The organism is Pseudomonas sp. KH_046_1 (assembly GCF_057839025.1).
The window spans coordinates 1,159,014-1,176,467 of the sequence record NZ_CM174481.1; the positions used below are offsets into that span (position 1 = coordinate 1,159,014).

Annotated in this window: 14 protein-coding genes; 9 read left to right on the top strand and 5 right to left on the bottom strand. The window is 61.8% G+C overall.

The window, feature by feature from the left end:
- Positions 1-76 precede the first annotated feature (76 nt).
- The 6 genes from AC3IT9_RS05185 (at position 77) to AC3IT9_RS05210 (ending at position 7,499) form a co-directional block, all read left to right on the top strand.
- Positions 77-1,714 carry a 5-guanidino-2-oxopentanoate decarboxylase gene (locus AC3IT9_RS05185; RefSeq protein ID WP_489272270.1) on the top strand — a complete coding sequence of 546 codons (1,638 nt, stop codon included), beginning with the start codon at positions 77-79 and terminating at the stop codon, positions 1,712-1,714.
- Positions 1,711-3,159 carry an aldehyde dehydrogenase family protein gene (locus tag AC3IT9_RS05190; protein WP_489272271.1) on the top strand — a complete coding sequence of 483 codons (1,449 nt, stop codon included), beginning with the start codon at positions 1,711-1,713 and terminating at the stop codon, positions 3,157-3,159. The genes AC3IT9_RS05185 and AC3IT9_RS05190 overlap by 4 nt, the downstream gene beginning before the upstream one ends.
- 216 nt (positions 3,160-3,375) lie before the next feature.
- Positions 3,376-4,479 (top strand): extracellular solute-binding protein, encoded by a 1,104-nt coding sequence (locus tag AC3IT9_RS05195; protein WP_095057092.1) that lies wholly within the window; start codon positions 3,376-3,378, stop codon positions 4,477-4,479.
- 195 nt (positions 4,480-4,674) lie between these two features.
- Positions 4,675-5,583: an ABC transporter permease gene (locus AC3IT9_RS05200; protein ID WP_150757245.1), complete on the top strand. Its 909-nt coding sequence runs from the start codon at positions 4,675-4,677 to the stop codon at positions 5,581-5,583.
- Complete coding sequence (locus AC3IT9_RS05205; protein WP_489272273.1) at positions 5,580-6,425, top strand: ABC transporter permease; 846 nt, start codon at positions 5,580-5,582, stop codon at positions 6,423-6,425. Before AC3IT9_RS05200 ends, AC3IT9_RS05205 begins: the two co-directional genes overlap by 4 nt.
- Before the next feature lie 18 nt (positions 6,426-6,443).
- A complete protein-coding gene (locus AC3IT9_RS05210; protein ID WP_223529079.1) occupies positions 6,444-7,499 on the top strand; it encodes an ABC transporter ATP-binding protein in 1,056 nt (351 codons plus the stop codon).
- Positions 7,500-7,652: 153 nt separating this feature from the next.
- Here AC3IT9_RS05210 and AC3IT9_RS05215 read toward each other — a convergent pair whose 3' ends face one another.
- The gene (locus tag AC3IT9_RS05215; RefSeq protein WP_489272275.1) at positions 7,653-8,582 is read right to left on the bottom strand and encodes an AraC family transcriptional regulator; all 930 of its coding nucleotides are present in this window, start codon (positions 8,580-8,582) and stop codon (positions 7,653-7,655) included.
- 339 nt (positions 8,583-8,921) lie between these two features.
- Here AC3IT9_RS05215 and AC3IT9_RS05220 point away from each other — a divergent pair, with 339 nt between their 5' ends.
- Together AC3IT9_RS05220 and AC3IT9_RS05225 are read left to right on the top strand one after the other, a co-directional pair.
- On the top strand, positions 8,922-9,275 hold the full coding sequence (locus AC3IT9_RS05220) for a putative quinol monooxygenase (protein ID WP_489272277.1): 354 nt from the start codon (positions 8,922-8,924) through the stop codon (positions 9,273-9,275).
- Positions 9,276-9,316: 41 nt separating this feature from the next.
- Entirely contained in the window at positions 9,317-9,547 is a 231-nt protein-coding gene (locus AC3IT9_RS05225) for a hypothetical protein (protein WP_056726096.1), read from the top strand.
- A gap of 5 nt (positions 9,548-9,552) precedes the next feature.
- Here the strand turns inward: AC3IT9_RS05225 and AC3IT9_RS05230 are convergent, their stop codons facing one another.
- The 4 genes from AC3IT9_RS05230 to AC3IT9_RS05245 all read right to left on the bottom strand — a co-directional run bounded on the left by AC3IT9_RS05230 (position 9,553) and on the right by AC3IT9_RS05245 (position 17,157).
- Positions 9,553-10,176, bottom strand: coding sequence for a flavin reductase family protein (locus tag AC3IT9_RS05230; RefSeq protein ID WP_150728063.1), 624 nt, complete (start codon positions 10,174-10,176; stop codon positions 9,553-9,555).
- Between the two features lie 226 nt (positions 10,177-10,402).
- Positions 10,403-12,820, bottom strand: a complete 2,418-nt coding sequence (gene lon, locus AC3IT9_RS05235) for an endopeptidase La (protein ID WP_150728064.1) — start codon at positions 12,818-12,820, stop codon at positions 10,403-10,405.
- A gap of 318 nt (positions 12,821-13,138) precedes the next feature.
- Positions 13,139-15,550 carry a glucose/quinate/shikimate family membrane-bound PQQ-dependent dehydrogenase gene (locus AC3IT9_RS05240; protein WP_489272279.1) on the bottom strand — a complete coding sequence of 804 codons (2,412 nt, stop codon included), beginning with the start codon at positions 15,548-15,550 and terminating at the stop codon, positions 13,139-13,141.
- 224 nt (positions 15,551-15,774) lie between these two features.
- On the bottom strand, positions 15,775-17,157 hold the full coding sequence (locus AC3IT9_RS05245) for a carbohydrate porin (protein WP_489272280.1): 1,383 nt from the start codon (positions 17,155-17,157) through the stop codon (positions 15,775-15,777).
- 56 nt (positions 17,158-17,213) lie between these two features.
- Between AC3IT9_RS05245 and AC3IT9_RS05250 the strand changes: the two genes are divergently transcribed.
- The gene (locus AC3IT9_RS05250) at positions 17,214-17,417 is read left to right on the top strand and encodes a hypothetical protein (RefSeq protein ID WP_489272282.1); all 204 of its coding nucleotides are present in this window, start codon (positions 17,214-17,216) and stop codon (positions 17,415-17,417) included.
- Positions 17,418-17,454: the final 37 nt, after the last annotated feature.

Sequence of the window (17,454 nt, forward strand, 5' to 3'; positions counted from 1 at the left end):
GCCATTCCCGGGCCTGCGAATCCATCATAAACACAGCGCATGCCCGGCGTCTCAAACGAACAAAAAGGGCAAAGACATGGCGACGTGCGGCGAAGTATTGGTCAAGTTACTCGAAAACTACGGGGTCGAGCAGGTGTTCGGCATTCCGGGGGTGCATACCGTGGAGCTGTATCGCGGGCTGGCCCGTTCGAGCATCAACCACGTCACGCCACGCCACGAACAGGGCGCCGGCTTCATGGCCGACGGCTATGCCCGCACCAGCGGCAAACCGGGTGTGTGCTTCATCATCACCGGCCCTGGCATGACCAACATCACCACCGCCATGGGCCAGGCCTATGCCGATTCGATCCCGATGCTGGTGATCTCCAGCGTGCAATCGCGCAGCCAGTTGGGCGGCGGTCGCGGCAAGCTGCATGAGCTGCCGAACCAGGGCGCACTGTGCGCCGGTGTCGCGGCGTTCTCCCACACCCTGATGTCGGCGTCCGAGCTGCCGGGCGTGCTGGCTCGCGCCTTTGCACTGTTCCAGGCCGGCCGTCCGCGTCCGGTGCACATCGAAATTCCATTGGACGTATTGGTCGAAGAAGCCGATGACCTGCTCAGCAGCCTGCCGGTCAATATCGACCGTGCCGGTGCTTCGCCGAGCGCTGTTTCGCGCATGACCGAATTGCTGGCCGACGCCAAGCGTCCGCTGATTCTCGCCGGTGGCGGGGCCATCGACGCGGCCGTCGAGCTGACTGAGCTGGCGGAACTGCTGGACGCGCCGGTCGCCCTGACCATCAATGCCAAGGGCATGCTCGCCTCCGGTCACCCGTTGCTGATCGGCTCGACCCAGAGCCTGGTCGCCACCCGTGCGCTGGTCGCCGAGGCCGACGTGGTACTGGCCATCGGCACCGAACTGGCCGAGACCGACTACGACGTGACCTTCGCCGGTGGCTTCGAAATTCCTGGCAAGTTGCTGCGCGTCGATATCGACCCGGACCAGACCGTGCGCAACTACCCGCCGCACGTGGCACTGGTGGCCGACTCGCGCAACGCCGCCCAGGCGTTGCTCAGCGCCCTGTCGCACAAGTCCCTGGCCGAGCGCCGCAACGATTGGGGCCAGGTGCGTGCCGCCCGTTTGCGTGAAGACCTGGCCGCGACCTGGGACGCACCGACCCTGGCCCAGACCCGTTTCCTCGAAACCGTTCTGCAGGAATTGCCGAACGCCGTATTCGTCGGCGATTCGACCCAACCGGTGTACACCGGCAACCTGACGTTCAACCCGGAGCGTCCGCGTCGCTGGTTCAACTCGTCCACTGGTTACGGCACCCTCGGCTACGCCTTGCCGGCGGCGATTGGCGCCTGGCTGGGTGGCCGCGTCGAAGGTGGCGCGCGTCCTCCGGTGGTGTGCCTGATCGGCGACGGTGGCCTGCAGTTCACCCTGCCGGAACTGGCCAGCGCCGTTGAAGCGCGCACCCCGGTGATCGTGCTGCTGTGGAATAACCAGGGCTACGAAGAGATCAAGAAATACATGGTCAACCGCGCCATCGAGCCGGTAGGCGTGGACATCTACACCCCGGACTTCATCGGTGTGGCCAAGGCATTGGGTTGCGCCGCCGAAGCGGTCAGCAGTGTCGAGCAACTGCGTGGCGCATTGCGTGTGGCCACCGATCGCCAGGGCCCGACCCTGATTGAAATCGACCAGACCCAGTGGATGCAGGCGGTGTCGAAATGACTTTCCCTACGACCCTGGATGGCCTGTACATCAACGGCCAATGGTTGGCCGGCAACGAACACCTGCGTGTGATCAACCCGGCGACCGAAGCCCTGTTGACCACCGTCAATGGCGGCGATGAAAGCGCGGTTGATCAAGCGGTGAGCGCGGCGACCCAGGCGTTCGCCGACTGGTCGAAAACCACGGGTGCCGAGCGTGGCGCGATCCTGCGCAAAATCGCCGCGGGCGTGCAGGCCAATCGCGAAAAACTGATGCACCTTCAGTCGAGCAACAACGGCAAGCCACAGTTCGAAGCCGCGATCGACGTCGATGATGTGATCGCCACGTTCGAGTATTACGCCGGTCTGGCCGAAGGGCTGGACGCGAAACAGGACAGCGCCATTGAGCTGCCGACCGACGACTTCAGCGCTCGCCTGCGCCGCGAGCCCTGCGGTGTGGTCGGCCTGATCGTGCCGTGGAATTTCCCGATGGTCACCACCGCGTGGAAACTCGCCCCGGCCCTGGCCGCCGGTTGCTGCGTGGTGCTCAAGCCTTCGGAAGTGACGCCGCTGCCGGAGCTGGAACTGGCGGCGATCATCGCTGAAGCCGGGTTGCCTGCGGGCGTGTTCAACCTGGTGTGCGGCACTGGCCTGGCCGTTGGCGCGCCCCTGTCGGCAGACTCGCGTATCGCGAAAATTTCCTTCACCGGTAGCAATGCGGTCGGCGTGCAGGTCATGCAACGAGCGGCTGAAACCGTCAAGGGCGTGAGCCTGGAACTGGGCGGCAAATCCTCGCTGCTGGTGCTGGCCGATGCCGATATCGACTTGGCGGTGGAAGTGGCCTGTGGCGGTGGTTTCTTCAACGCCGGGCAGATGTGCTCCGCCACCAGCCGCGTGCTGGTCGCCGATGAACTGGCCGATGAATTCCTGACTCGTGTGAAAGCCCGTGCCGAAGCTATTCGCGTGGCCGACCCGTTCGACCCGAACGTGGAAATGGGCGCCCTGGTCAATCAGGCGCAATACCAGCGCGTGCTCGGTCACATCGATCGCGGTTTGAGTGCTGGCGCCAAGCTGGTTTGCGGTGGCAATCGCCCGGCCGACCTGCCGCGCGGATATTTTTTGCAGCCGACGGTGTTCACCGAAGTGCCCCTCGACAGTGCGTTGTGGAATGAAGAGATTTTCGGCCCGGTGATCTGCGTGCGCCGTTTCGCCTCTGAAGCCGAGGCGATTGCCCTGGCCAACGACAGCCAGTTTGGCCTGGTCGCCAGTGTGGTGACGCGCAATGCACAGACCGCTGACCGTGTCGCCAACGCTTTGCAGGCGGGGCTTGTGTGGATCAACGCGCCGCAGGTGATCTTCCCGCAGACCGCCTGGGGTGGCTACAAGCAGAGCAGCATCGGCCGCGAATTGGGGCCGTGGGGCCTGCAGGCTTTCCAGGAAATCAAACACGTGATCCGGGCCGTCTGAAGGCACGAAAAAGGTGAGCGCATGCCTCCGGTTGAGGCATGCGCTGGCGTCATGGCTTCAATGAGTTTTTATCGATAGTCAGGTGTTTTACACGACCTCAGGATGAACTCGCTGGCTCAGCCAAGCCCCGAAAATACGAGGGCTAACGCTGGTCCGGTTGCGCGGATGCAACAGTTTCGACCTGCCTTATACCTACAAAAACAAAGGGAGTCCGTAATGGGCGAGCATGATCTGAACAGACGTCAATTTATCAAGACCGTGGGCGTAGCCTCGGTTGCAGCGGCCGCCATGAGCATGCCGTTCATCAAGGCCAATGCCAGCGACACACGTTTTGCCGGCAAAACCCTGCGTTTGCTGACCTGGTCCGATGACACCGGCCTGGCTGCACTGCGCAACATCGCCGCGACGTTCGAAGACAAGTACGGCTGCAAGGTCATCGCTGACCGCACCGGCAGTACCTCGGAAATGGTCGCCAAACTCAAGGCCGGTGGTGATCGTCCGCAGTACGACATCATCACCCTGGCAGGCGTAGGCGCCGAAGGTCTGGCCGCCGCCAACCTGCTGGAAAAGCCCGACCTCAACCGCATTCCCAACCTCGTCGATGTACCGGAGAAATACCGCACCGGCGCCAATGGCCACGGTATCGGTTACCTGCTGTGGTGCAACAGCCTGGTCTACAGCACCCGCACCCAGAAAGAAGCCCCGACCAGCTACGCCTCCCTGTGGGATGCCGACGCGGCGCCGAACATCTTCCTGCCGCCGCCAAACTGGACCGAGGCCATGGACCTGATCATCATCGCCGCCAAACTGGCCGGTGGTGACGAACACAACATCGAACCTGGCTTCAAGAAACTCGCCGAGCTGAAAGATCGTGTGGTGACCCTGGGTGAAAACCCGAACCAGATCGCCGAACTGTTCCGCACCGGTTCCCTGGACATGGGCGGCCTGTACGCACCGGCCTTCTTCCCGAAACAGATCCGCGATCCGGCCTACGGCCTGGGCGCCACGTTCGGCATGAAGGAAGGTTTCTACACCGACCTGATGCTGTCGGTGATGCCGAAGAACCGTCCGGGCGATACCGACATGGCCTACGCCTTCATCAACCACTCCCTGGACCCGCTGGTGCAGGGCAAGATGGCTGAAGACATCTACAACGGCCCGGTCAACGCCAAGGCGATCATCTCTGCCGAAGCACGCAAGAGCCCGTACATCCTCACGCCGGAGCAGATTGCCGAGAAGGCGATCATGCACGACAACGCCTTCCTGGCCAGCGTGCATGACCAATGGATTCGTCGTTACACGGAAATCTTTTCTTCCTGATCGAGTGACGTACACAAGCCCGTAAAGCACCACAAATCAGATGTGGGAGCGGGCTTGCTCGCGAATGCGGTGTGACATTCAACATTGATGTCGGCTGACACGGCCTCTTCGCGAGCAAGCCCGCTCCCACATTGGACATCGGTGTTGTCAGGTCTTGTGTCTGTCAGCTGCTTTCCATTGACGAGACCCTTTGCTATGGAACACCAACCTCTGACTCATCCGGTGAGTGCCGCCCCCGTGCGCGCCGTTCGGGGTGTTTCGCCAACGACGCGCGCCTGGCTTTTCCTCACGCCGTCGATGCTGTTTCTCGGCGTGCTGATCGCCGCGAGCCTCCTGGTACTGCGCATGAGCGTGGGCACCAAGGGCGCGGAATGGTCCGGGTTCAGCCTGGCCAGTTACGCCCAGTTGCTGGAACCCTATTACCTCAAGTCGCTGATGCTGACCCTGCGCCTGGCGTTGATCAGCGCGGTGATCGCAGTGATCCTGGCGATCCCGGTGGCCTACACCATGTCGCGCCTGACCTCGCCGTTCGTGCGACGGATCTTTCTTGCGGCGGTGTTGCTGCCATTGCTGGTCAACCTACTGCTGCAAAGCTACGGCTGGCTGGTGATCCTCGGCCCCGGTGGCATGCTCAACCAGGCGCTGATGGGCCTGGGCCTGATCAAGCGCCCGATCATGCTGTTGTACAACCAGAACGGCGTGTTGATGGGCCTGGTGCAAACCGCCTTCCCGCTGGCCGTGTTGCCGATTGCCAGCGCCATGCGCGGCGTCGCCCGCAGCTACGAAGAAGCTGCCGCCACCCTTGGCGCCAGTCGCTTCCAGGTGTTCCGCCAGGTGGTATTACCGATGAGTCTGCCGGGGATCATTACCGGTGCGACCCTGGTGTTCGCCTACAACGCCAGCAGTTTCGTGGTGCCCTTGCTGCTCGGTGGCCGGCGCGTGCCGATGCTGGCGGTGATGGTGCATGACCAGATCGCCCCGCTGATGAACTGGCCCGCCGCGTCCGCTGCCGGTGTGGTGCTGATCGTCACCACCCTCGCGATCATGACCCTGTCCGAATACATCACTGGCCGCCGTCGCCGCATGCTGGAGGCTTCGCAATGAGTACCCTGATCAAGAAGCGCCAGTTGTTGCCGGGTGATACCGGCAAGTTTGCCGGCATCCTCTCGGGCTTCATCCTGTTGCTGGCGGTGTTGCCGATCCTGACCATGATCGTGATGTCGTTCAGCGGCGCGTCGAACCTCGACTTCCCGCCGAGCAGCTACAGTCTGCAATGGTACAAGGCCGCCTGGCACACGTTTGTGTCGCCGGATTCCAGTGACGTGCTGAGCCTCGGCCAGGCCATGAGCTCCAGCCTGATGGTGTCGTGCCTGACCATGATTTTCGCCACGATCATCGCGGTGCCGGCAGCCTACGCGCTGACTCGTTGCGAGTTCCGCGGCAAGGCCGTGGCGCTGCAACTGATGTCGTTGCCGCTGGTGTTCCCGATGGTGGTGTTGGGGTTGGCATTGCTGCTGGTGTTCGACAGCCTGCCGTTCCACATGACCACCTCGCGCCTGGTGATTGCCCACGTGATCCTCGCGTTGCCGTTCGTGGTGAAGAACTGCACGGCGGCGATGCTCTCCATCGGCAGCGAAGTCGAGGAGGCTGCGCAAATGCTCGGTGCTTCACCGCTGCGGGCGATTGTCGATGTGGTGGTGCCGTTGATGAAGTCGGGGATCCTGGCGGGCATGCTGCTGGCGTTCATCGTCTCGTTCAACGAATTCACCGTGACCTATTTCCTCTACACCATCGACGTCATGACCGTGCCGATCTGGATGTACAGCCGCACCGTGTCTTCGCTCGACCCAACCGTATTTTCGTTTGCCGTACTGATCGTGCTGATCGACTTCGTCCTGATCTGGGCGCTGGAGAAGCTGGTCGGTGAAGGTGGCGTTTCGTTCTGATTTCTTGAGGTGATTCACATGTCTGGTCTGATTCTGGAAAACGTCGAGAAACATTACGGCTCGGCCTGCGCGGTAACGGATGTGAACCTGCATTTGCCCGAGGGCAAACTGGTGTGTTTCCTCGGCCCTTCGGGCTGCGGCAAGACCACCTTGCTGCGCATGATCGCCGGCCTTGAAACCCTGACCGGCGGCGAAATCCGCCTGGACGGCGAAGACATCGGCAACACCCCGGCGCACCTGCGCAACTTCGGCATGGTGTTCCAGTCCCTGGCGCTGTTCCCGCACATGACGGTCGGGGAGAACATCGCCTATCCGCTGAAGCTGCGCGGAGTCAGCAAGGCTGACCAGCAGGCGCGGGTGGTGGAATTGCTGGAGCTGATCCAGCTGCAAGCGATGATCAATCGTCCGGTGGCCAAGCTGTCCGGCGGCCAACGCCAGCGCGTGGCGATTGCCCGGGCGATTGCCTCGCACCCGAAAATCCTCCTGCTCGACGAGCCGTTGTCGGCGCTGGACGCCAAGCTGCGCGAGTCGATGCAGGTGGAAATCCGTCAACTGCAACAGCGCCTGAACATCACCACCATCATGGTGACCCACGACCAGCGCGAGGCCATGACCATGGCCGATATCGTGGTCGTATTGGGTGAGCACAAGGTGCAGCAGGTGGGCACGCCGATTGAGATCTACCGCCATCCGGCCAACGAGTTCGTCGCGGACTTCATCGGCTCGGGCAACATCTTCCCGGCCACGGTGCTGGGTAACGGCAAGGTCAGCTTGCCGGGCGGCGATGCGCTGCAAGTGCCGATCTGCAGCAGCATCGTGGTCGGTGAAAAGGTGAAGATGCTGATTCGCCCGGAAGACCTGCAACTGTCCGCACCCCAGGCGACCGCGGGCAACCGCCTACTGGGCAAGGTGACCTTCGTGCGCGATATCGGCGCGACCATCGAGACCACGGTGGAGTGTTCCGGGGTGTCGTTTACCGCGCTGAGCACGCCTTGCCAGGGCTTTGGCTTGAGCGTTGGTCACCCGGTTTCGGTGACCTTGCCGGTGGAGGCTTGTCGGGTACTTGGGGCCTGATCCAGGATTTGTATTGCCTGAACTGGCCTCTTCGCGGGCAAGCCCGCTCCCACAGGGATCGTCGGTGTTCACACAATTTGGTGACCACCAATAATCCCCTGTGGGAGCGGGCTTGCCCGCGAAGGCGTCAGTAGCCGCACCACTGGACCCGGATCAAACCGACAACCGCAACCGCGCCAGATCCCGCAACGGCGGCGCCCCGAACAACCGGCTGTACTCCCGGCTGAACTGCGAAGGGCTTTCATACCCGACCCGATACCCCGCCGCCGAAGCCTCCAGTCCTTCGGCAAGCATCAACCGCCGCGCTTCCTGCAGGCGCAACTGCTTCTGATACTGCAACGGACTCATCGCCGTCATCGCCTTGAAACGGTGATGCAGCGTCGACACGCTCAGGTTCACTTCCTTGGCCAGATCATCAATGCGCAACGGCTGTTCAAAATTGCCATTGAGCCATTTGATCGCCTGGCTGATGCGATGGCTCTGACTGTTGGCGATGGCGATTTCGTACAGCCGATGCCCCTGTTTGCTGCGCAACAGGCGATAGAGGATCTCCCGGCGAATCAGCGGTGCGAGCATGGCGATGTCTTTGGGCGTATCCAGCAACCGTGCCAGGCGCAGCACGGCGTCGAGCATCGCGGTGTCGAGTTTTTCGACATACAGCCCGCGCCCGGTCGGCCGGGTGGGCACGCCGAGGGGACCGGCTTCGGCGATCAGTGCGGTGATTTCCGTCGGGTCGATGTCCAGGCGCAAGGCCAGGATCGGTTCCTCAGGCGAGACATCCACCACCCGTCCACTGAGCGGCATCGAGACCGAGACCACCAGGTAGTTCAACGGGTCGTAGTTGAAGTACTCGTTGGCCAACTGAACTTCCTTGCGCCCCTGGGCCATGATGCACAGTGCTGGCTGCGCGAGCACCGGGGCGAATTCGTGGTTCTGGCTGTGACGGGACATGAACAGCGAGCCGATGGCCGTGGCATAACTGCCATCTTCGGCGGTGTTGCGGCGGATGATCGCCGCCAGTTCCGCACGCTGCTTTTCCATGTCGGTGTCCAGCGGGGCTTGAAAGTGATCGAGCGACGACATGCGCGGCATCCTCGGCAAGGCATGGAGGGAGTGGTGCAGAGCATAAGTTTGTGCAAGTGGCAGCGGTAGACACATCCTGTCAGATGCTTGCCTGATTCTGCCTGGTGGCGACCGGCGGTGTAGCCACTAGAGCCTCGTGTCGCAAGAACTTGCTTGAAAGTCGTGTGGCAGAACCGTGACAGGGTTTTACAGATTGTTACAGGCTGGCGATGCAGTTTCGCAGGATTGTGCAACGCGCCGGCAGGAATCGACTAACGAGACAGGCGTCGCGGCCCTTAACCTTTGATCCTGTCGCAGCCCGTCCCCCGGCTGCCACGCGACTCCCCGGGAGGGTTGAACATGTCCACGCAGATCCCCGTCAGTCATATGGCCTTCGTTCGAGCGCGCGCCGGGCGCTCGGCGGAACTCGGTGTGCGCCTGAGCGCCCTGATCGAACCGTCCCGCGCAGCGCCAGGCTGCCTGAGCTTTGCCTTGCAGCATTCGCAGTGTGATCCAGAGCTGTGGCTAGTGTCCGGTTTCTGGAGCAATCAACAGGCCATGACGGCGTACTTCAGCACGCCGGCGATGGAGATTTTTGCCGAGCTGGTGCAGGAGCTGGTGGTCAACAGCCTGGATTTCCACACCTTCAAGGATGTCTCGGTGGCGCAGGCCCTGGATCAGTCCGCAGTGGCGGTACACAAACTGGCCGGTTGAGGGTTTAATGACGGCATTCTCAACCAGCCAGGATGCGCGACATGGCACGTAAAGCCTTTGATCACTTCGAAGCTGTTTCCGCTGTAGTACCGGGCGAGGGTGGTTACCACGCCGCTATCGCCGTCAAAGCGCTGGGTGGTGCCGGCGCCCCGCGTTTTCACAAAGTGCTGGAAGGGCAGATTTTCAAGACCGCCCATGACGCCGACCTGGCAGCGGCCAAAGAGCTGACCCACCTCAAGGACGTCAAAGAAGACGCCGACCTGCTCTGGTAGTCACTTCACCGCCCCGGGCGGTACATCTTGAACAAGGCCTCAGGCCCCAGCTGGAAATAATCCGCTGGCCCACCGCCGCGCAGAATCGGTTCTGCCGCGGCGGTGTCGTATACCCCATCCTTCAACAGCCATTTGGCGATATGCACGGCGACCACTTCGCCGAGAATCAGCCAGCTCGGCACTACATTGCCGTCCGCCCGTTGCAGCTGAATGATCTGCGTGACCTTGCACTCGAAGGACACCGGGCTCTCGGCCACCCGTGGCACCTGAATGACCTTCGATGCTGCGGTCGTCAGCCCGGCCAGTTCGAACTCGTTGACCTCAGGTTTGACCATGGCGCTGCTCTGGTTCATCTGCTCGGCCAGCGGCCGGGTGGCCAGGTTCCAGGCGAACTCGCCGGTTTGCTCGATGTTGTTCAGGCTGTCTTTGCGCCCGACGCTGGAAAAACCAATGATCGGCGGAATGTAGTTGAAGGCGTTGAAGAAGCTGTAGGGCGCCAGGTTCAAGCGGCCCTCGGCATCCTGTGAAGAAATCCAGCCGATGGGACGCGGGCCGACGATGGCGTTGAACGGATCGTGGGGCAGGCCGTGGCCGTTGGCGGGTTCGTAGAAGTGGATGTCGTCGGGCATGGGATTTCCAGAGCTTTCGGGAGACGTTCATGGTGCAAGCGCGCGCCGCAGATTTCCAGTCGGATTCGGTACTTGAGTCGATGAGATCCAATGTGGGAGCGGGCAGGCTCGCACACAGGGATTGAGGGTGCACACAAGTTTTGTGACCGACTCAATTTCCTGTGGGAGCGGCGGTGCGACGATTCGACTTGCCCGCGAAGACGGCAGTACAGGCGCTACAAGAGCATCAGAACAACACCTTCGCCACATCTGCAAACTTCTTGGCAAAGTGCACGGTAATGCCTTCCTTCAGATACTCCGGCAGCTCCTCGAAATTGCCCTGATTCGCCTCCGGCAGAATCAGTTCGAAAATCTTCTGCCGCCGCGCCGCAATCACTTTTTCCCGCACTCCGCCAATCGGCAGTACATGCCCGGTCAACGTCAGTTCGCCGGTCATGGCCACGCCTTTTTTCGGTGGCTGATTGCGCGCCAGCGAAAGCAGGGCACTGGCCATGGTCACGCCGGCGCTCGGGCCGTCTTTCGGCGTGGCGCCTTCCGGTACGTGCAGGTGGACGAAGGCCTCGTCGAAGAACTTCGGATCGCCGCCATAGGATTTCAGGTGCGAACTGACGTAGCTGTAGGCGATTTCCGCCGACTCTTTCATCACGTCACCCAGCTGGCCAGTGAGCTTGAATCCACGGTTGAGGGTGTGGATGCGCGTGGCTTCGATCGGCAGGGTCGCGCCGCCCATGCTGGTCCAGGCAAGGCCGGTGATCACGCCGACACCCGACAGCACCTGCTCGTTGCGGAACACTGGTTTGCCGAGCGACGTTTCGAGGTCTTTCGGGCCGAGCTTGATCACAGCCTTTGGATCGTCGAGCAGTTTCATCACCGCTTTGCGCACCAGTTTGCCGAGGTTTTTTTCCAGCTGGCGCACGCCGGATTCACGGGCATAACCGTCGACCAGCGCCTTGAGCGCGCTGTCGCTGATGCTCAGGCTGCCCTTGGACACGCCGGCTTTCTCAAGCTGCTTGGGCCACAGGTGACGCTTGGCGATGGCGACTTTTTCTTCGGTGATGTAGCCCGACAGGCGAATCACTTCCATCCGGTCGAGCAGCGGGCTGGGAATCGAATCGAGGGTGTTGGCGGTGCACACGAACAGCACTTTCGACAGGTCCATCCGCAGGTCCAGATAGTGGTCGAGGAATTCGACGTTCTGCTCCGGATCGAGGGTTTCCAGCAACGCCGAGGCCGGGTCGCCCTGGTAGCTCTGGCCCATCTTGTCGATCTCGTCGAGCATGATCACCGGGTTCATCACTTCGACGTCTTTCAACGCCTGCACCAGTTTGCCCGGCTGCGCGCCGATGTAGGTGCGGCGATGGCCCTTGATCTCGGCTTCGTCGCGCATGCCGCCGACGCTGAAGCGATAGAACGGCCGGCCCAGGGTTTCGGCGATGGATTTGCCGACGCTGGTCTTGCCCACGCCCGGCGGGCCGACCAGCAGCACGATGGAGCCGCTGATTTCGCCTTTATAGGCACCAACGGCGAGGAATTCGAGGATGCGGTCCTTGATGTCGTCGAGGCCGGCGTGGTGTTTGTCCAGCACTTTGCGCGCGTGCTTGAGGTCGAGTTTGTCCTCGCCGTACACGCCCCACGGCACTGAGGTCGCCCAGTCGATGTAATTGCGGGTGACCGCATATTCCGGCGAGCCGGTTTCGAGGATCGACAGCTTGTTCATTTCCTCTTCGAGGCGTTTCTGCACCTGTGCTGGCAGGACTTTGCCCTCCAGCCGCTGTTCGAACTGTTCGAGGTCGGCACTGCGGTCGTCCTTGGTCAGGCCCAGCTCCTGCTGGATGACCTTGAGTTGCTCCTTGAGGAAGAACTCGCGCTGATGCTCGCCGATCTTGCGGTTAACTTCGGCGGAAATCTCTTTTTGCAGGCGCGCGACTTCGACTTCCTTGCGTAGCATCGGCAGGACTTTTTCCATGCGCTTGAGCATCGGCACGCAGTCGAGGATTTCCTGCAGCTCACTACCGGTGGCCGATGTGAGCGCGGCGGCGAAATCGGTCAGCGGCGACGGATCGTTAGGGCTGAAGCGGTTGAGGTAGTTCTTCAGCTCTTCGCTGTACAGCGGGTTGAGCGGCAGCAGTTCCTTGATCGCATTGATCAGCGCCATGCCATAGGCCTTGACCTCGTCGGTCGGCTCGGAGGGCTGATGCGGGTATTCGACTTCCACCAGGTACGGCGGGCGGTGATGCTTGAGCCAGGTCTTGAGGCGTACGCGGGTCAGACCCTGGGCGACGAACTGCAGTTTGCCGTTCTCGCGGCTGGCATGGTGCACCTTGACCAGCGTGCCGTAGAGCGGCAGGGCCGAAGTGTCGAAGTGGCGCGGGTCTTCCTGGGGGCTGTCCATGTAGAACAGGGCCAGGGAATGGTGTTCGGACTTGGCCACCAGGTCCAGGGTCTCGGCCCACGGCTCTTCGTTAACGATGACCGGCAGCACCTGGGCCGGGAAGAACGGGCGATTGTGAATCGGGATGATGTAGACCTTGTCCGGCAGGTTCTGGCCAGGCAGGGCCAGGCCTTTGCCAGGTTTGTGCTGTGGGGCGTTTTCCGGGTCGGCGTATTCGCTTGGGGCTTCGGGGAATTCCTGCTGGTCGCTCATGAGGGCACCTGCGCAATGGGTATGGGTCTTAGATGGGGCAGGTTGGCGGTGGTTTCAACGGTCATTTTCTGCGACGCGGTGTTTCGCAGGTGTGTTCAGCGCAGAGACAGGTTAGCTGAACCATGGCTGTGCGCGGTCGAAATGTGGGAGCGGGCTTGCTCCGGGCGGCGTTCCGACGAAAGCGGTGTGCCAGACAACATTTGCATCGACTGACACACCGCTTTCGCGAGCAAGCCCGCTCCCACAGGGGGGGCGGTGTGGCACAAAAAAAGGCGACGTCCTCACGGGCGTCGCCTTTGTTTTGACTGCCGCTAAAACTTACTCGGACAGTTTGTACGCAATCACATAGTCACCCATCTTGGTGCCCAGTGAGCCGTGGCCACCGACGACCAACAGCACGTACTGCTTGCCGTCCTTGCCGGTGTAGGTCATCGGCGTAGCCTGACCGCCAGCCGGCAGGCGCGATTTCCAAAGCTCGTTGCCGGTGTTGACGTCATAGGCGCGCAGGTATTGATCCAGCGTGCCGCTGAGGAAGCCAACGCCGCCGGCGGTGACCATCGAGCCGCCCATGCTTGGCACGCCGAGTGGCAGGCCGATAGGCAATGGCGAGCTGTCGCGGCTGGTGCCGTTCTTGCGTTTCCACACGACTTTGCTTGTGGTCAGGTCGATGCCCGCGACGTAGCCCCAGGCCGGAGCCTGGCACGGTACGCCGAACGGCGACATGAACGGGTGCATGATCACCGCGTAAGGTGCGCCGGTGTTCGGTTGCACGCCCGCGGTTTCGCTTTCGCGCTTGCTGTCGGCTGCGACTTCGGCACGAGGCACCATTTTCGAAACGAAGGCCATGTAGTTCGGGCTGGTGAACAGCATCTGGCGAACCGGATCGACCGAAACTCCGCCCCAGTTGAAGACGCCGACGTTACCCGGATAGATCAGGCTGCCCTGTTCCGATGGCGGGGTGTACTGGCCTTCGTAGCGCAGTTCCTTGAACTGGATGCGGCACAGCATCTGGTCGAACGGGCTGGCGCCCCACATGGTTTTTTCGGTCAGTTCCGGGGCCAGCAGGTTCAGGTCCGAACGAGCCTGGGTCGCAGCAGTGTGGTCACCTTTCACCGCGCCTTGCGGCACGGGAATTTCGCGGATCGGGATGATTGGCGTGCCGTCGCGACGGTCGAGGACGTACAGGCTGCCCTGTTTGGTCGGGGCGATCAGCGCAGGTTTCACGCCGTCGGCGGTTTTCATGTCCAGCAGGGTTGGCTGGCTGCCGACGTCCATGTCCCACAGGTCGTGGTGAGTGAACTGGTAGTTCCAGCGCACCTTGCCGGTGGCCAGATCCAGCGCGACCAGGCCGGCACTGAACTTCTCGGCGCCCGGGGTGCGGTCGGCGCCCCACTGGTCAGGGGTCTGGTTGCCCAGTGGCAGGTAGACCATGCCGAGTTTTTCGTCGACGCTGGCCAGCGACCACATGTTGGCCGAGTTGCGGCTGTAGTGTTCGCCCTCTGGCAGCGGTTCGGTCGCGTCGGGATTGTTGCTGTCCCAGTTCCACACCAGATGACCGTCGTGTACGTCAAAGGCACGGATCACACCGGATGGCTCGTTGGTCGACTCGTTGTCGGTGACGTGGCCGCCCATGATCACCAGGTCACGGGTGATCGCTGCCGGCGAGGTGGAGTAGTAGCCACCGGGGGTGAACGGCCCGATGCCCTGAGTCAGGTCAACCACACCGTTTTTACCGAAACCTTCGCAGACCTTGCCGGTGTCGGCGTTGAGTGCGATCAGGCGTGCATCGGCGGTTGGCAGGTACAGACGACGCGGGCAGGCCTGGGCGACGGCTTTGCCGGCCTCGGAAATCACTGCGGAGGCAGCGTTTTCAGACTTGGCGTAGGCCGCTTCGTCGTAGTACGACACGCCACGGCAGGTCATGTGGGCGAAACCCTTGAAGCCCACCGGGCTCTTGATCTGCGGGTCGAAACGCCACAGTTCCTTGCCGGTGTCCGGGTCCAGCGCCAGCACCCTGCTATGGGCGGTGCAGGCATAGAGCATGCCGTTGGCCTTGAGCGGGGTGTTTTCGTTGGTCAGTTCCACCGGGTCATCGGCGGTTGGCAGATCGCCGGTCTGGATACGCCAGGCTTCTTGCAGCTTGCCGACGTTAGCCGGGGTGATCTGCTTGAGTGGCGAATAGCGGTCACCGAATTCGCTGCGGCCATAGGCCTGCCAGTCTCCGTCAGGCATTTGTGGCGCAGTGCTGCTCATGTCAGCCGAGTCACGACCCAACTCGCCGAGAGTCTCGCCCGGATGGGTGAACAGGCTGGCCACGGCGGTGACACCGGCCAGGACCACGGCCACGCTCAAGGCGCCAGTGCCCATGGGGGCAGGGCCGTTGATCAGCAATGGACGACGCAACCACGGCAGCAGCATCACCACACCGAGGGCGAACCACAGCGCCAGACGCGGCACCAGTTGCCACCAGTCCAGGCCAACTTCCCACAGCGCCCACAGGGTGCTGGCGAACAGCACCAGTGCGTACAGGCCCAGCGCCGCGCGGCGGGCGGCGATCAGCAGGACGCCGCTCAGTGCAATGCCGATACCGGCCAGCAGGTAATACAGCGAGCCGCCGAGCATGCTCAGCTTGATCCCCCCGGCCAGCATGGCCAGGCCCATCAGTAGAAGCAGAATGCCGAGCAGGGTCGGCAACAGACGGCTTCGACTCAAGGCACTATCAGTGCTCATAGTGTGATTCTCCGTGACGTTTCAAGTAGTCCTGCGCAAGTTCACTGTAGATGACGATCTTGTGCGGGCATGGTTCAGATAAATCGATTCAGTTGACACATACCCTTGTAGGATCGAGCTTGCTCGCGAGAAACCTGAGAACGCCGCGGGGTGTCAGGCTCGAAGCGTTATCGTTGACGTCCATCGCGAGCAGGCTCGCTCCTACAGGGGGTTTGTGGTGTTTTTTAGAACGAGGACTGGACCTTGATCCCGCCGATCAGCGCGTCATCGACCTCGTTCACACCACCGGGGTGGCGGATGTATTGCAGGTTCGGGCGCACGGTCAGCCAGTTGGTCACGTGCACGCCGTAATAAAGTTCGGCGCTGTATTCGGTGTCCTGGGGTGGCAGGTAGGACGGATTGTCGTAGTCGAATACGGCGTTGGCCTGGTTGGTCGCCTTGGCATTCTTGCGAAAGGCCGGGTTGACGTGGACGCGAGCCATGGCGAAACCGATGTCGTCCCGGGCGCGCGCGTCGAACGGGCCTTTGTAGACGAGGCCGGCCTGGGCGTAGTTGTCGATGGCGTTGGTCTTCTTGTCGTGCATCGTGCCGTTGGCGAACAGGCTCAGGCCACGGGAGTGGTCGCTGGCGACGCTGGTGACTTGCTGCTGAAGGCCCAGCCACATGCCGTGTTTGCTCGAGGCGCTGCGGTAGGCTTCGCCAGTCAGGGCGGCAGGTTGGCCATTGCTGTCCTTGTAGACGTCGGTGGCGCTGGCGCTGCTGTAGTAGTAACCGGCGCGGTATTCACCCGGCAGGTCATTGAGTTTCGGCGTCCACACCAGCTCCACCGGCAGGACCGCGCCCTGGGTGCCGCTGCCGCTGAGCTTGAAGCCGTTGTCGCGGTCAAGGTTCGACGGGTTCTGCTCGTACGCGCCGACCTGTGCATAAAGCTCTGGCGTCAGGTGATATTTGACCCGCATCGCCCACTGGCTGACCGGCCAGTTGTACCAGATGTCGCCCGCCCAGTTGCCGACCTGGGAACCGCAGAACGCCAGGTTCTGGAAGTCGCAGGGGAAGCTGTTGAAGTCTTCGCCTTCGCCGAATCGGCCGACCTTGATGTCGAGCTTTTCATCGAGAAATTTCTGCTGATACCACATCTGCGTCAGGCGCCAGGTCTGGCCGCGGCCCCAGACTTCCTGGGCCGAGGTGAAGCCGCCGACACGCGGGTCGTTGATGCGGTCGTTGCTGATGTTGTTGCCGTTGCGTTCGGTGATGGTCAACTGGAACTCGGCGTCGTCCCAGCCGAGGATTTTCTGCAAGTCCAGGTGGGTGCCCAGGCCGAACTGGTCGCTGTAGCGGGCCGTGCGGTCATGGTCGTAGCCGCCGTGCAGATTGCTGCCCATTTCACCGGTGTAATCGACTTTGAAGTCGTAGCCTTTTTCCGCGAGTTCTGTGCGAGTGCCATTCCAGTCACCGAGCATCCACGGTGAATCGCTATCGAAAGCAGGCGCCGCCTGAACGCAGGAGGCCAGGCCCAGCGCGGTAAGGCCGCCGATCAGGGGCAGGAGGTTTCGGTGGGCAGCAGTTGCAAAGACAGCGCTGTCTCGCAAGGATTTAAAGTCAGGCATAGTGACGGAGTTCTTGATCTTTTTCTGGGGAATAAACGGAAAGCAGCAGGCGTGAAGTGAAAGCAGAAGCGTTTCAGCAGGCAGCGGGGCGCAAGGATAATGATCTGTTACAAATAGAGAAAGTGCTTTTGCTGACATGCATCGTTTCGGATTTGGTAACAGTGGCAAAAGATCGCAGCCTGCGGCAGCTCCTACAGGATACGTATTCCAATGTAGGAGCTGCCGCAGGCTGCGATCTTTTCCGTTTCACCTACATTTAACGTAAGGTGCGCGGCTTCCAATTCCCTCTCTGCTCAA